Source organism: Rhizobium sp. IY2 (assembly GCF_047532935.1).
Classification (GTDB): domain Bacteria; phylum Pseudomonadota; class Alphaproteobacteria; order Rhizobiales; family Rhizobiaceae; genus Rhizobium; species Rhizobium anhuiense.
On the sequence record NZ_JBLKNU010000023.1, the window covers coordinates 16,122 to 30,982 of the forward strand.

At 61.6% G+C, this 14,861-nt stretch carries 13 protein-coding genes, 1 pseudogene and 1 riboswitch; of the genes and pseudogenes, 7 read left to right on the top strand and 7 right to left on the bottom strand.

Features of this window, described 5'->3' with window-relative positions; all coding sequences use genetic code 11:
* Window positions 1-135 precede the first annotated feature (135 nt).
* The 3 genes from ACMUVN_RS32720 to ACMUVN_RS32730 all read right to left on the bottom strand — a co-directional run bounded on the left by ACMUVN_RS32720 (window position 136) and on the right by ACMUVN_RS32730 (window position 2,980).
* The gene (locus ACMUVN_RS32720; RefSeq protein WP_028755610.1) at window positions 136-1,095 is read right to left on the bottom strand and encodes a helix-turn-helix domain-containing protein; all 960 of its coding nucleotides are present in this window, start codon (window positions 1,093-1,095) and stop codon (window positions 136-138) included.
* A gap of 157 nt (window positions 1,096-1,252) precedes the next feature.
* The gene (locus ACMUVN_RS32725; RefSeq protein WP_183906229.1) at window positions 1,253-2,488 is read right to left on the bottom strand and encodes a TIGR03862 family flavoprotein; all 1,236 of its coding nucleotides are present in this window, start codon (window positions 2,486-2,488) and stop codon (window positions 1,253-1,255) included.
* 69 nt (window positions 2,489-2,557) lie between these two features.
* On the bottom strand, window positions 2,558-2,980 hold the full coding sequence (locus tag ACMUVN_RS32730; protein WP_028755612.1) for a MerR family transcriptional regulator: 423 nt from the start codon (window positions 2,978-2,980) through the stop codon (window positions 2,558-2,560).
* 71 nt (window positions 2,981-3,051) lie between these two features.
* Between ACMUVN_RS32730 and ACMUVN_RS32735 the strand changes: the two genes are divergently transcribed.
* The 6 genes from ACMUVN_RS32735 to ACMUVN_RS32760 all read left to right on the top strand — a co-directional run bounded on the left by ACMUVN_RS32735 (window position 3,052) and on the right by ACMUVN_RS32760 (window position 11,364).
* Window positions 3,052-5,319, top strand: a complete 2,268-nt coding sequence (locus ACMUVN_RS32735; RefSeq protein WP_414816024.1) for a heavy metal translocating P-type ATPase — start codon at window positions 3,052-3,054, stop codon at window positions 5,317-5,319.
* Between the two features lie 239 nt (window positions 5,320-5,558).
* Window positions 5,559-5,785: riboswitch (cobalamin riboswitch) on the top strand.
* Window positions 5,786-6,065: 280 nt separating this feature from the next.
* Entirely contained in the window at window positions 6,066-6,287 is a 222-nt protein-coding gene (gene nrdH, locus ACMUVN_RS32740; RefSeq protein ID WP_018243700.1) for a glutaredoxin-like protein NrdH, read from the top strand.
* Between the two features lie 13 nt (window positions 6,288-6,300).
* Window positions 6,301-6,705, top strand: a complete 405-nt coding sequence (gene nrdI, locus ACMUVN_RS32745) for a class Ib ribonucleoside-diphosphate reductase assembly flavoprotein NrdI (RefSeq protein ID WP_028755614.1) — start codon at window positions 6,301-6,303, stop codon at window positions 6,703-6,705.
* Entirely contained in the window at window positions 6,684-8,888 is a 2,205-nt protein-coding gene (nrdE, locus tag ACMUVN_RS32750) for a class 1b ribonucleoside-diphosphate reductase subunit alpha (RefSeq protein WP_414816025.1), read from the top strand. Before nrdI ends, nrdE begins: the two co-directional genes overlap by 22 nt.
* A 173-nt stretch (window positions 8,889-9,061) precedes the next feature.
* A complete protein-coding gene (nrdF, locus tag ACMUVN_RS32755) occupies window positions 9,062-10,036 on the top strand; it encodes a class 1b ribonucleoside-diphosphate reductase subunit beta (protein ID WP_028757449.1) in 975 nt (324 codons plus the stop codon).
* Between the two features lie 101 nt (window positions 10,037-10,137).
* A complete protein-coding gene (locus tag ACMUVN_RS32760; protein WP_028757448.1) occupies window positions 10,138-11,364 on the top strand; it encodes an adenylate/guanylate cyclase domain-containing protein in 1,227 nt (408 codons plus the stop codon).
* Between the two features lies 1 nt (window position 11,365).
* Here the strand turns inward: ACMUVN_RS32760 and queE are convergent, their stop codons facing one another.
* The 4 genes from queE to ACMUVN_RS32780 form a co-directional block, all read right to left on the bottom strand.
* Entirely contained in the window at window positions 11,366-12,094 is a 729-nt protein-coding gene (gene queE, locus ACMUVN_RS32765) for a 7-carboxy-7-deazaguanine synthase QueE (RefSeq protein WP_414816026.1), read from the bottom strand.
* The gene (gene queD, locus ACMUVN_RS32770; protein ID WP_028757446.1) at window positions 12,091-12,447 is read right to left on the bottom strand and encodes a 6-carboxytetrahydropterin synthase QueD; all 357 of its coding nucleotides are present in this window, start codon (window positions 12,445-12,447) and stop codon (window positions 12,091-12,093) included. Before queD ends, queE begins: the two co-directional genes overlap by 4 nt.
* Window positions 12,447-13,157 (bottom strand): 7-cyano-7-deazaguanine synthase QueC, encoded by a 711-nt coding sequence (gene queC, locus ACMUVN_RS32775; protein ID WP_414816027.1) that lies wholly within the window; start codon window positions 13,155-13,157, stop codon window positions 12,447-12,449. Before queC ends, queD begins: the two co-directional genes overlap by 1 nt.
* A 114-nt stretch (window positions 13,158-13,271) precedes the next feature.
* On the bottom strand, window positions 13,272-14,324 hold the full coding sequence (locus ACMUVN_RS32780; RefSeq protein WP_028757121.1) for a substrate-binding domain-containing protein: 1,053 nt from the start codon (window positions 14,322-14,324) through the stop codon (window positions 13,272-13,274).
* 309 nt (window positions 14,325-14,633) lie between these two features.
* On the opposite strand from ACMUVN_RS32780, the pseudogene ACMUVN_RS32785 reads away from it, so the two are divergent.
* Window positions 14,634-14,861, top strand: a pseudogene (locus tag ACMUVN_RS32785) (sugar ABC transporter substrate-binding protein); the annotation flags it as partial.

Genomic DNA, 14,861 nt, shown 5'->3' on the forward strand with positions numbered 1-14,861 from the left:
CGAACCAGTGGGAGGAAAATGAATATGTTTTGGCGCAGGGACTAGGGTGGGTCTTCCATACCGCAGTGCACAGTGTCGCAGAGCTGCGACAGCATCGGGTCGCGAGTGCCGCAGCGGCGGAACCCTTGAGGCTGATCAGTGGAGATCGAGCTTCTTCATCTTCCTGTGCAGCGTAGCGCGGCTGATGCCGAGCGCGGTCGCCGCCCGTGAGACGTTGCCGCCGGCGCGCGACAGCGCCCGAAGCAGCGCTGCCTTCTCCGCCTCGATGATCTCATCCTGCTGCGAGACGCCAGCCTCATGCAGGGCATCGGCGGCCGGAATGCCGGCGGCGATGCGTCTGTCGTCCAGCTGCAACGCGATGCGGGCGGCGCGCGTCGCGCCGAGCACCAGATCGTGCCTGTCGACGGCGAGCAGAGCGGCGGCGGAATTGGCGCCGGCCGGGACCATGAGGAAACGGGCGCCTGTAAAGGCCGAACGGAAGAGGTTGAGCTCGATGCGCATCGCCGCATCGCGCACGGTTTGCGTCAGGATCGCCAGCGTCATCTCGTTGACGTCTTCGCGGCAGGTGGAGATATCAAGCGCCGCGGCTAGCCGGCCACGATGATCGCGGATCGGCGCCGTCGTGCAGCTGAGGCTGGTGTTCGAGCAGAAAAAATGCTGATCGCGGAATATGGCGACGGCACGCTCGTCTGCAAGTGCGGTGCCGATGCCGTTGGTGCCGATGCTCGCCTCTGTCCAGATCGAGCCGGTCCAGAGGCCGAGTTCGCGGAATTCCTTGTCGTCGCCGGCAGCTCCCCGGCGCTCCAGCGCGATGCCGTTCTTGTCGGTCAGAAGCAGGCAGCAGCCGGCTTTGCCGACGGTGGTAAAGAGACGATCGAGCTCTCCCGTCGCGCTGGCGATCAGCTGTTCGGATTGCTCGCGTGCATTGCGGAATTCCTGATCGGTAAGGCGCAGCGGTGCCCGTTCGTCCTCGGGCGCGAGCTGGTGCATGGTCATGCATCGACGCCATGAGGCGACGACCGGAGAACTGGCTGCGGCGGAATCGCGCTGGGCAGACGTGTAGACGTGCTCGGCGTGCGCTGAGTGTTCGTGCATCGGCTCCTCCCACCGAAGTTCAGCATAGTCTGATGGAAAAGCGGCCGGTTTGCAATTGCAAGTGTCGACGGCCATCCCCCCTTCGCCCCGGCAATCAGGGCACAATGCTGGAAAGCGTCAGCGATCTTTGCACGACATCATCCGTCATTTCATTGATCTAGATCCGGTTCGAGATCATCGGCATCGACCGCAACAGCCAGGCCTCGATGCCGCGCGCGGCCGCCCGGCCGGTCGCCAGGCAGGCGGTGAGAAGATAACCGCCTGTCGGTGCTTCCCAGTCGAGCATTTCGCCGGCGACGAAGGTGCCCGGCAGCGCCTTCAACATGTAGCCTTCGTCGATGCCGCTCCAACAGATGCCGCCGGCCGAGGAGATCGCTTCGGCGATCGGGCGGGTTTCGATCACCGGCACCGGCAGGGCCTTGATCAGGCCGGCCAGGCGTTCGGGATCTGTCCGGTCGCGCTCGGGCGCGAATTCGCGCAGCAGCGCGGCCTTGACGCCGTCGAGGCCGGCGCTCTTGCGCAGGCGGTTTGAAAAGCTGGATTTGGGGTCCTGCCGCGCAAGATCGTGGCGCAGCCTTTCGATGGTGCGGCCGGGTGCGAGATCGAGCGTCAGGACGGCGCTGCCATGGTTCAGCAGTTGGTCGCGGAGGCTGGCGGTATGGGCATAGATCAGGCTGCCCTCGATGCCGCTTCCGGTGATGACGAATTCGCCGGGAAGGGTGCCGGCCTCGGAGGTTGCGGTGACCGATTTCACCGGCTCGCCGGCGAAACGCTCGCCGAAGTTTTTGCTCCAGTCGACGACGAAGCCGCAATTGGCGGGTTTGAAAGCCTCGATCTCAACGCCCCTTGCCGATAACAAGGGTAGCCAGCTTGCATCGGAGCCGAGGCGCGGCCAGCTTGCGCCACCGAGCGCCAGCAGGGCTGCGTCACAACGGATGATGCTGCGCCCTTCGGGCGTTTCGAAGACATAGCCGTCTTCAGCAAAACCGATCCAGCGATGGCGCGTGCGCAGCGTGACGCCCTGTGCTTCCAGCCGCCTGAGCCAGGCGCGCAGCAAAGGCGAGGCCTTCATCACCTTCGGGAAAACCCGGCCGGATGAGCCGACGAAGGTCTCGGTCCCGAGGCCTGCGGCCCAATCCCTGATATCATCTGGGGTAAAGGCATCAAGGGCGGCGCGTAGATGGACGGAGGCGGGGCCGAAACGCGTGGCGAAACGGGCATAATCCTCGGAATGGGTGATGTTGAGACCGGATTTGCCGGCCAGCAGGAACTTGCGGGCGAAGGTCGGCATGGCGTCGTAGACCGTCACCGCATGACCGGAACGGGAAAGCAGTTCGGCAGCCGCGAGACCCGCCGGGCCGCCGCCGATGATGGCAATCCGCTTCTGGTTCATAGAGGTCTTCGCCCGATTCTGTCTGCATTGAGTTTTGGCGCGGGCGCGGATCGCCTGCAAGGGCTGAGATCAGTGGTGCGGATGCGTGCACTGGCCGTGGTCGGCGAGAACCTCGATGACGCGGCATTGATCGACGCGGCCGTGGCCGCAGCCTTCCACCATGGTTTCCAGCTCGGCCTTCAGCGCCTTCAGGCTGCGGATGCGCTGCTCGACCTCGATGAGGCGGGCCTTGGCGATGGCGTCGGCCGAGGCGCAGGACTGGTGCGGATCATCCTGCAGGGTGAGCAGCGTGCGGATCGCCTCGATCTCGAAGCCGAGTTCGCGGGCGTGGCGGATGAAGGCGAGGCGGCTGACATCGGCCGGTTCGAAGGAGCGCTGGTTGCCCTCGCTGCGGCTCGGGGCGGCGAGCAGGCCAATGCTTTCATAGTAACGCACTGTCGGCACCTTGACGCCGCTTTGGCGCGCGGCTTCGCCGATCGTGATCTTTTTCATGATTTTCCTCTTGCACCTCTAGTCGCTAGAGGATGTAGGAGGGATGCTTCTGTTTGACAAGGAAGCGGATCATGGCTGAGAGCGAGACACGATACCGGGTCGGCGGCATGGATTGCGCCGCCTGCGCAACCAAGATCGATACCGCGGTCAGACGCGTGGCGGGTGTCGCCGATGTTTCCGTTTCGGTGATGGCGGGCACGATGACCGTCCGGCATGACGGCAGCAGCGATCTCAAGGCGATCGAGAAGAAGGTGACAGGGCTCGGCTATTCCGTCGCGCCGCTTGCCGGAAGCGCGGCACCCGCGCAGGAAAACGGTGCGCGGCATCGTCACGACCATCAGCATGACCATGGTGATCACGCGGGCCATGACCATGACCATGACCATGACGGCCATGATCATGTAAGTCATGACCACTCGCACGATCATGGCGCGAAGGAAATCGAGGGCCTGCACGGGCACGACCATGCGCCGATGGCCGGTCCCTGGTGGCAGAGCCGGAAGGGCCGGCTGACCATCCTTTCGGGTGTCGCACTCGTTGCCGCCTATGCCGTCGGCCATCTGGTGCCGGCGATTGGTTCTTACGCCTTCATCGTCGCCGTGCTGGTCGGCCTGGTGCCGATTGCACGGCGCGCCGTCATGGCCGCTTTCTCGGGAACACCGTTTTCGATCGAGATGCTGATGACCATCGCCGCCGTTGGCGCCGTCATCATCAATGCCGGCGAGGAGGCGGCAACCGTCGTGTTCCTGTTCCTCGTCGGCGAGCTGCTGGAAGGGGTGGCGGCGGGCAAGGCGCGCCAAAGCATCCAGTCGCTGGCGGCCCTGGTGCCGAAGAATGCGCTGCTCGAAGACAATGGCCAGACGCGGGAAGTGCCGGCGGAAAGCCTTGCCGTCGGCGCCGTCATCATGGTGCGTCCGGGGGACCGGATCTCGGCGGACGGCATCATTGTTTCCGGCGAGAGTGCGATCGACGAGGCGCCGGTGACGGGTGAGAGCACGCCGGTGCGCAAGGGTGTCGATGCCGTTGTTTTTGCCGGCACGGTGAATGGCGATGTGCTGCTCCGGGTTCGCGTCACGGCGGCGGCGGCCGACAATACCATCGCCCGAGTCGTCAAGCTGGTGGAGGAGGCGCAGGAATCGAAGGCGCCGACCGAGCGTTTCATCGACCGCTTCTCGCGCTATTACACGCCCGGCGTGGTCGTGGTCGCAGCATTGGTTGCCATCGTTCCGCCGCTGCTGTTCGGCGGGTCGTGGGGCGAATGGATCTATAAGGGTCTCGCCATCCTGCTGATCGGCTGCCCCTGCGCGCTTGTCATCTCGACGCCGGCGGCAATCGCCGCTGCGCTTTCGGCGGGGGCGCGGCGCGGGCTGCTGATGAAGGGCGGCGCGGTGCTGGAAACGCTCGGCAAGGTGACGATGGTCGCCTTCGACAAGACAGGCACGCTGACCGAGGGCAGGCCACAGGTGACCGACATCATTTCCTTCGGATTGAAGGAGGCGCAGGTGTTGTCGCGCGCGGCGGTGCTGGAGCAGGGATCCAGCCATCCCTTGGCCCTGGCTATCCTCAACCGCGCCAAGGCGGACGGCGTTCCCGTGCCGCCAGCCTTTGAGCTGGAAGCGCTGCCGGGCAAGGGTGTCAGCGGCAAGGTCGGCGGCGAGACGCTGGACCTGTTGTCGCCGCCGGCTGCCCGTGCGCTCGGGGCGCTCAGCGCGGAGCAGGATGCACGCATCACGGCGCTCAACGACGAGGGCAAGAGCGTATCGGTGCTGCTTGTCAACGGTATCGCGGCCGGCCTGATCGCCATGCGCGACGAGCCGCGCGAGGATGCCGAGGCCGGGCTCGCTAGCCTCAAATCGGCAGGCGTCAAGGCGATGATGCTGACGGGCGACAACAAGCGGACGGCGGCAGCCGTGGCCGGCATGCTCGGCATCGACTGGCTCGGGGAGATGATGCCTGAGGACAAGCAGCGTGTCGTCGGCGAATTGAAGCGCCAGGGCTTGATCGTCGCCAAGGTCGGCGACGGCATCAACGATGCTCCGGCGCTGGCCGCTGCCGATATCGGCATCGCCATGGGCGGCGGCACCGATGTGGCACTGGAGACCGCGGATGCCGCCGTGCTGCACGGACGCGTCGGCGACGTGGCGCGGATGATCGAACTTTCCAAACGCACGATGGGCAACATCCTGCAGAACATCAGCATCGCGCTGGGGCTGAAGGCGGTGTTCCTGGTGACGACGATCATGGGCATTACCGGGCTCTGGCCGGCGATCCTCGCCGATACCGGTGCCACCGTGCTGGTGACGATCAACGCGCTGCGGCTGCTTCGGATAAAGATATAAGCATTCCCCGACTTCATCCTCCGGCGCCCGTCACCGGCGGGATGTCCCATCGACGATTCGGGCCTGATCTCGAACCGAAATCTTTGGACCGGTCATAGGTCGGCTCCCCTCGTGGGGCTTCTCCACAGCCTGCTGTCTTTAAGCTTTGGTTATCCATGTTCTTCACAGGAATGTAGCGATTTCAAACCTGTCGTAACGCAATGCACAAACCATCCGTTGACGCGAATTTGGATTGGCGTACTATATCTAGTGTTCGAGGTTCCATCGATTCGTAGGGAGCGATGGCTAAGACGGGAATACGGTGCGTTTCGCCATGACGGCGCAACAACGCCGGAGCTGCCCCCGCAACTGTGAGCGGAGAGCAACTGTCCGATTTCAGGTCACTGAGGCATGAGGCCTTGGGAAGGCTGGGGCAGGGTGCTTTGACCCGTGAGCCAGGAGACCTGCCTCGAACAAAACGTCCACGGGCGGGGTGTCCGGAAGGTCGCGTTTGCATGGCTGCGGGGATCTCCGCATCGCGTTGCGCAGGCCCGAACCTCCGCCCCTGAAACCTTCGCATTGAGCCACTTCGGGGTGAAGTCATGTCAGTATCTCAATTCAGGCCGCCACCCGCGCAATATAAAGGGCACGTCGCGCCCGGCGGCTGAACGAGCCGCATAGCTGCAAAATACAGAGCCTTTTCGACGGATATCGAGAGATTTCCGATCGATGTCCTGCGTCCCAATCGCGTCGTCACGAGGAATACTATGACCATTACCGTCTACAGCAAGCCTGCCTGCGTCCAGTGCACTGCCACCTACCGCGCCCTCGACCGTCTGGGTGTCGATTATGACATCGTCGATATCTCGCAGGATGCCGAAGCGCTCGATCGGGTCCGCAGCCTCGGCTACATGCAGGCGCCTGTCGTCATCGCCGGCGAGCAGCACTGGGCGGGCTTCCGCCCCGACATGATCAGCGCGCTCTCCTGAGTGAGGACAAGCGGTGGGGTTGATCGTCTATTATTCCAGCCGATCCGAAAATACCCATCGGTTTGTCGCCAAGCTCGGACTGCGCGCGGCGCGCATTCCGACCGGTGGCGTTGACGCGTTCCATATCCACGAACCCTTCGTGCTTGTTGTGCCGACTTATAGCGGCGACGGCGGCAAGGGTGCCGTTCCCAAGCAGGTGATCCGTTTCTTGAACGATGCGGAAAACCGAGGACACATCCGCGGCGTGATCGCCGCGGGCAACAGCAATTTCGGCGAGACATACGGGCTCGCCGGCGACGTGGTCTCGCGGAAATGCCTGGTGCCGTATCTCTACAGGTTCGAGCTCATGGGCACGGAAGACGACGTCGCCAACGTCAAACACGGGATGGAACGATTTTGGACACGGGAACAACTCTGACGCGGGATGCGGGCGCAAAACCGCATAACACTTTTGCTCATCCCGCCGGCGAACGCCCTTTGAAAGCGGCGGAAACGCTCGACTATCACGCGCTGAACGCCATGCTGAACCTCTATGACGAGGATGGGCGGATCCAGCTCGACAAGGATCGTTTGGCGGCCAAGCAGTATTTCCTGCAGCATGTGAACCAGAACACGGTGTTCTTTCACAATCTGAGGGAAAAGCTCGATTACCTCGTGACCGAGGGTTATTACGAGCAGGAGGTTCTCGACCAGTATTCCTTCAATTTCGTGCGAGACCTGTTCGACCAGGCCTATGCCAGGAAATTCCGTTTCCCGACCTTCCTCGGCGCCTTCAAATATTACACCAGCTATACGCTGAAGACCTTCGACGGAAAGCGCTATCTCGAGCGCTACGAGGACCGCATCTGCATGGTGGCGCTGGCGCTTGCGCGCGGCGACGAGGGCCTTGCCCGCGACATGGTGGACGAGATCATTTCCGGCCGTTTCCAGCCGGCGACGCCGACCTTCCTCAATGCCGGCAAGAAGCAGCGCGGAGAGCTGGTTTCCTGCTTCCTGCTGCGCGTCGAGGACAATATGGAATCGATCGGCCGGTCGATCAATTCGGCGCTGCAATTGTCGAAGCGCGGCGGCGGCGTGGCGCTGTCGCTGACCAATATCCGCGAGGCCGGCGCGCCGATCAAGCAGATCGAGAACCAGTCGTCGGGCATCATCCCGGTGATGAAGCTGCTCGAAGACAGCTTCTCCTATGCCAACCAGCTCGGGGCGCGGCAGGGCGCGGGTGCGGTCTATCTCAACGCCCATCACCCCGATATCATGCGTTTCCTCGATACCAAGCGTGAAAATGCCGACGAGAAAATCCGCATCAAGACGCTGTCGCTCGGCGTCGTCGTGCCCGACATCACCTTCGAGCTCGCCAAGAACAACGAGGACATGTACCTGTTCTCGCCCTATGACGTGGAACGCGTCTATGGCGTGCCTTTCACCGAGATTTCGGTGACGGAAAAGTATCGCGAGATGGTGGCGGATGCCCGCATTTCGAAGAAGAAGATCAAGGCGCGCGAATTCTTCCAGGTGCTTGCCGAAATCCAGTTCGAGAGCGGCTACCCCTATATCACGTTCGAGGACACGGTGAACCGGGCCAACCCGATCGCCGGACGCATCTCGATGAGCAACCTCTGCTCGGAAATCCTGCAGGTGAGCGAGGCCAGCGACTATAACGATGACCTCTCCTACAAATATCTCGGCAAGGACATTTCCTGCAATCTCGGCTCGCTGAACATTGCGGCGGCCATGGATTCGGCCGATTTCGGCAAGACGATCGAGACCTCGATCCGGGCGCTGACGGCCGTTTCCGACATGAGCCACATCTCCTCGGTCCCCTCGATCGAGAAGGGCAATGACGAGAGCCATGCGATCGGCCTCGGCCAGATGAACCTGCACGGCTATCTCGCCCGCGAACGCATCTTCTACGGCTCGGAGGAAGGTGTCGATTTCACCAATATCTATTTCTATACGGTGACCTATCACGCGATCCGCGCCTCGAACCTCTTGGCGGTCGAACGCGGCACGAGCTTCAAGGGCTTCGAGAATTCGAAATATGCCTCCGGCGACTATTTCGACAAATATACCGAGCAGCTCTGGGAGCCGGCGACGGAGAAGGTGAGGGCGCTGTTCGAGACGGCGGGCATCCACATTCCGACAAGGGAAGACTGGGCCGCGTTGAAGACGGCGGTGATGGCCTCCGGCCTCTATAACCAGAACCTGCAGGCGGTGCCGCCGACGGGCTCGATCTCCTACATCAACCACTCGACCTCCTCGATCCATCCGATCGTCTCGAAGATCGAGATCCGCAAGGAAGGCAAGATCGGCCGCGTCTATTATCCGGCACCGTTCATGACCAACGACAATCTCGATTACTACCAGGATGCATACGAGATCGGGCCGGAGAAGATCATCGATACCTATGCGGCGGCAACCCAGCATGTCGACCAGGGGCTGTCGCTGACCTTGTTCTTCCGCGACACCGCGACGACGCGCGATATCAACAAGGCGCAGATCCATGCCTGGAAGAAGGGCATCAAGACAATCTACTACATCCGCCTCCGCCAGATGGCGCTGTCCGGCACCGAGGTGCAGGGCTGCGTGTCTTGTACGCTGTGAGTTGATTTCGGCCGCGAGCCTTTGAGCAAATGGCCCCCTCATCCGCCTGCCGGCACCTTCTCCCCGATGGGGAGAAGACATCTGCGGCAGGCGCGACATCCCCTCTCCCCTCGGGGAGAGGGCAGGGTGAGGGGGCTCCGAGCGCCATCAGATCTATTGAGGACATAATCACCATGAACATCGCCGTAAAGCCGATCAGCCGCGTGCGCGCCGTCAACTGGAACCGCATCGAGGACGACAAGGATCTCGAAGTCTGGAACCGGCTCACCGGCAATTTCTGGCTGCCGGAGAAGGTGCCGCTTTCGAACGATATTCCTTCCTGGGCGACGCTGACGCCGGCCGAGCAGCAGCTGACCATCCGCGTCTTCACCGGCTTGACGCTGCTCGACACGATCCAGAACGGCGTCGGCTCGGTCAGGCTGATGGAAGATGCGGCGACGCCGCATGAGGAGGCGGTGCTTTCCAACGTCTCCTTCATGGAGGCGGTGCATGCGCGCTCCTATTCCTCGATCTTCTCGACGCTGTGCTCGACGCCTGACGTCGATGATGCCTATCGCTGGTCGGAGGAAAACGAATTTCTGCAGCGGAAATCGGCGCTGATCATGGAGCAGTACGGCTCCGGCGATCCGCTGAAGAAGAAGGTCGCGAGCGTCTTCCTCGAAAGCTTCCTATTCTATTCCGGCTTCTACCTGCCGATGTACTGGTCGAGCCGCGCCAAGCTCACCAACACGGCCGACATGATCCGGCTGATCATTCGCGACGAGGCGGTGCATGGCTATTATATCGGCTACAAGTTCCAGCGCGGGCTGGAGCGGCTCGGTGAGGAGAGAAGGCAGGAGATCAAGGATTTTGCCTTCGATCTGCTGCTCGAACTCTACGATAACGAGGCCAGATATACCGAAGCGCTCTATGACGGCGTCGGGCTGACCGAGGACGTCAAGAAGTTCCTGCATTACAATGCCAACAAGGCGCTGATGAACCTCGGCTACGAGGCGCTTTTCCCGGCCGAGACCTGCAAGGTCAACCCGGCGATCCTGTCGGCACTTTCGCCGAATGCCGACGAGAACCACGACTTCTTCTCCGGCTCCGGCTCCTCCTATGTCATCGGCAAGGCAGTGGCGACCGAGGACGAGGACTGGGATTTCTGAGGCTTGATCGCCGCTTCCCCCTTATCATTTGCTTCCCTATCGCCCACATTCAGCTGAAACCAAATTCAGTACTCACCGATATGGCGCAGCAGGAGTTTTTGATGTCGTCTCTTTTGGACAAGGCCGGGACTACCGTCGAAGCGGATGATGGCGTCTGGCCGATCCGCAGGAGACGGATCCTCGACTGGCTGGTGAACGAGACGCGCGGCGAGCGGTTCATCGACAATATCCTGGTTGAGATGTGCGAGAAGCTTTTGGCATCAGGGGTGCCGGTGGCGCGCGCGACGTTGCATTTCAGGACGAACCATCCGCAATGGATTGGCGCCCGCATCCTTTGGAAAGAGGGTCTGGCGGAGGCGAAGATCAACACTTTCGCCTATGGCGTCGAAAATACGCCGGAGTTCCTGAAGAGCCCCGTCAATGCGATCCATCAGGGTGCCGAGGAGGTGCGCAAACAGCTGGAAGACACAGCCGACGGCGAGGAGGATTCATTCTACCAGGAACTGCGCGACGACGGCCTCACGGAGTATATCGCCTGGCCGGTCGAGCATACGTTCGGCAAACGGCACGTCGCGACATTTTCCACCAGCCGCCCGGGCGGCTTCGAAAACGAGCATATCGATTTCCTGCGCGACCTGCTGCCGGCCCTGACCCTCGTCAGCGAAATCCGGCTGAAGAACATCATGGCGCGCACGCTGCTGCAGACCTATGTGGGACCGCATGCGAGCGAGCAGATCCTGTCGGGCGTGACGACACGCGGCAGCGGCGCGACCGTCGGCGCGGCGATCATGATCTGCGATCTGCGCGACTTTACGGCGATTTCCGATCTCTGGCCGCGCGACGACGTCATCCATCTGCTCAACGATTATTTCGACGCCATGTCGGATCCGATCGAGCGGTATGACGGAGAAATCCTGAAATTCATGGGCGACGGATTGCTGGCAATCTTCCCGCTGACCAAGGAAACGGCCTGCACCGATCTGCTGAAGGCGATCCGCGAAGGGCAGGAGGCGATGGCGCAGCTGAACGAGCAGCATGCGCGCAATGGACGCGAACCGCTGCGCTACGGCGTCGGCGTGCATGTCGGCGACGTCATGTACGGCAATATCGGCTCACGCCGGCGACTGGATTTCACCGTCATCGGCCCGGCGGTCAATGTCGCCTCGCGGCTGGAAAGCCTGACCAAGGAGGTCAAGCGTCCGGTGCTCTTGTCGCGGGCTTTCGTCGAAATGGCGGGCTGCGCCGAGGAGATGGACAGTCTCGGCACCTTCCCGCTGCGCGGGCTCGGCGAACCTGTCGATGTCTTCGCCTTTCCAGAAGGCAGGTAGCTCAGACTCCTCGCTTGTTTCCCCAAAGCAGCACATGCAGTTGAGGCAGCACGCGGACTGAAAACCATTGGTCGGCCGTCACCTTGTCGACAAGCCAGTGCATGCGATCCATCACGCCGTCGATATCGATGCGGGCGTCGTCGTCATCGGGCGGCGGCGGGGTATGGTTGCCTGGTTGGAGGAACAGTGGAATTTGCGGATAGCGCTCACCCACCCGTTGGGCGAATGCGTAGTCGGCATCGTCGAAGACGACGATCTTCAAGGCGATCTCCGGGCCGCCGGCTGCCAGTTGCAGACAGTTGTCCACCTGGTCCCAATCCGTCAGCATTCCGCTGGACGGCGTTTTGGGGCTGATGACCAGGACGTCGAGATCGCGAAACCAGCCCTGGGCGACGCTTCCCTGGGTTTCCAGTGCGAAGCGATATCCCTCGGAATGGCCGAGTTCGATCAGCGGCTTCAAGGGCTGTATCGCCGGATTGCCTCCGGAAAGGGAAACCGTCAGCGGCTTTGCCCCGGAGAGTTCGGTGACCTTATGCCAGATCGCCTCAGTGGACATCGGAATCCATTGATCGCGGAAGGCGCTGTCGACCGCGTGCAGGCTGTCGCACCAGGAACATCGATAATCACAGCCGCCTGTTCTGACGAACACCGTCGGCAGCCCGATCAAGGCGCCTTCACCCTGGATGGTCGGGCCGAAGATCTCGCTGACGCGAATGGTTCCGCCACTCACGGCCTGTACTCCGCCCAGGTTTTCGGCGTCTCGCTGACGCGAACCGACGATGTCTCCGGGAAGCGCTGCTTGCACCAGTCGTAAAAGTGCCTTGCCAGGAACTCGGAGGTGACTTTCGAATGGCCGAAGACGTCGTTCAGGTGCCGATGATCGAAGGTTTCGTCGATATAGCGCTTGAGCGACGAGAGGTCGTGGTAGTCACGAACGAAGCCGTCATCATTCAGGCTTTCGGCGGAGAGCTCGACGATCACGATGTAATTGTGGCCGTGGAGCCGAGCGCATTGATGGTCGGCGGGCAGATGATCCAGCTGATGGGAGGCGGAGAGGTGAAACTCCTTGGTGATGCGGTACATCAACGCATCTCCGTCGCCGAATGTTGCGACACGGCCGCTTTCCAGAAGTCCCGGTCTTCGTACTCCGTCGGATCGGGAACGCCGGCCAGATGGAAGGCCTCGCGGCGTTCGACGCAGGTTCCGCAGCGCCCGCAGTGGAGCCTGCCGCCCTTGTAGCAGGACCATGTTTCCGAAAACGGCGTGCCGTGTTTTGCGCCGTCAACCACGATCGCCGCTTTGGGAACATCGACATAGGGTGCAAGCAATTTCACGCTGGCATAACCCTCCAGCGCTTCGTTCTGCATGCGCTGGAAGGCGTCGATGAAGCCCGGCCGACAGTCGGGGTAAATGAAGTGGTCGCCACCATGCACGGCGACGGCAACGGCATCTGCCTTTTGCGCTGCCGCCAGACCGAAGGCGATGGCCAGCATGATGGCGTTGCGGTTCGGGACGACCGTGGCTTTCATGGTCTCCTCGGCATAGTGGCCGTCGGGAACCTCGACATTGTCGGTCAGGGCCGATCCGCTGAGATGGCCGCCGATGCTGGCAATGTCGATAATATGATGGGGAACGGAAAGACGTGCGGCACACTTCGCGGCGAATTCGAGTTCCTTGCGATGCCGTTGGCCGTAGTCGAAGGAGATTAGGCCGATAAGCTGTTTTTCCGCGGCTATCCTGTGGGCAAGCGAAACGGAGTCCAGTCCGCCGGAGCAGACGACGATGGTTTTCATATTTTGGATCCCTTGTTTTGACCGGGTGGGCTGCGACCGGATTACGCGGTGCTTCTAGGACAAATCACGCGTCATGCAAACAGTTTTAAGAGGTCGGCCGTCACAGCCGAGCGGTTAACCGACCGGAAAGTTGATCTGCGGCGGCAGCAGAAGCTGCAGATCTTCGGCGTCCGGATTGTTGATGCGCTGCAGCAGCATGCGGCCGAGATCCTCGCCGGCGGCCGTCAGGTCCTCGTGGATCGTGTCGACCTTCGGCTGCAACTGGCTGAGAAGGCGGGATGTCTCCTTGGCGACGATATCGTAATCGATGGCCAGTAAACGGCCGGCATCGCTCATGCCGCTGATGACGGCGAGCGCCGAAACTTCGCCGGGACAGATGAAACCGTCAGGAGCATCCGGGGCATCAGCGCGGCTGCGAATGAAGTCGCGCAGCACACCCGCCGGTGTATCCAGATCGATGGCTTCGGGGATCTCATAGGCGATGCCTGCTTCGCGCACCGCCGTCATGAAACCATGCAGAATATGCTGGCAGAAGGTCAGCCGTTTCGGCGGCAGGATCACCGCCACCTTTCTGCGGCCCTTGGCGATCAGCCGGCGCGTCGCCTCATAGGCAAAGGTGAAATTGTCATAGTCGACATAGGGGTGCGGCGTCGAAAATTCGGTGCGGCCGTGACAGATGAAGGGAAAGCCGGTTTCGAGCAGCAGGCGGACACGGGCATCGAGCGGTTCGGTGCGTGTGAAGATCAGCCCGTCGGCGAGGTGGTTGCGGATAATGTATTCGGCGGCCTCGACGTCGGTCGTCGACAGGAAGTTCGGTGCGACGACTAGATGGTAGGCGGTCTCTTTCAGCGCCTTGGCGATGCCGTACATGATCGAGGTGCTGAAGCCGACCACCTCCTCGTGCGAATCGAGCAGAATGGCGATGACGTTGGTGCGGCCGGTCTTCAGACGCTGCGCGGCCCGGTCGGGGAGATAGCCGATCTCGCGTGCGATACGGTGCACGCGTTGACGGGTCTCCAGCGAAATCTGCGGCGCGTCGGAAAGCGCCCGTGACACCGTCGTCACGGCAAGACCGGCGATCGTGGCGATCGTTCGCAAGGTCGGCTTGCCGCGCCTGTGTGCGATATCGAAATTTTCGCCGCGTTGCGGCCGGGACGGTTCGGTCACCCTGAGCTTTCCATGGTGGATTTGCCGACACAATAACACGATGAATCCGGCACGCAATCAACGAATGAAAACGTTTTAAATTTTTACGTTTTGTTAATCTTACAGAAAATATCTATTAGTTTCAATGCCATGTCGAAATAACCATATTTTTCTCGACAGTCGAGAAAGGACTTGACGATCAAAGAGTTATAACGTTTTAAATTAGCAACCGCGCGGAGGAGCGCGGTCGTATGTCGACCGCCACAATGGGTGGAAAACATCGGGCGGCAGGGAGGGTCCCGCCGCCGATTTGCAAATGGGAGGAAATTCATGCGCAAGTTTTTGAGCTCGGCAGCGATTGCTGTCGTGATGATGGCCGGCCTGAGCGCAGCGCAGGCTGCCGACGTGAAGGAAGTGCAGATGCTGCACTGGTGGACGTCTGGCGGCGAGGCAGCGGCGCTGAACGTTCTGAAGCAGGACCTGTCGAAGGAAGGTTTTGCCTGGAAGGATGTTCCGGTGGCCGGCGGTGGCGGTGACGCGGCGATGACGGCGCTGAAG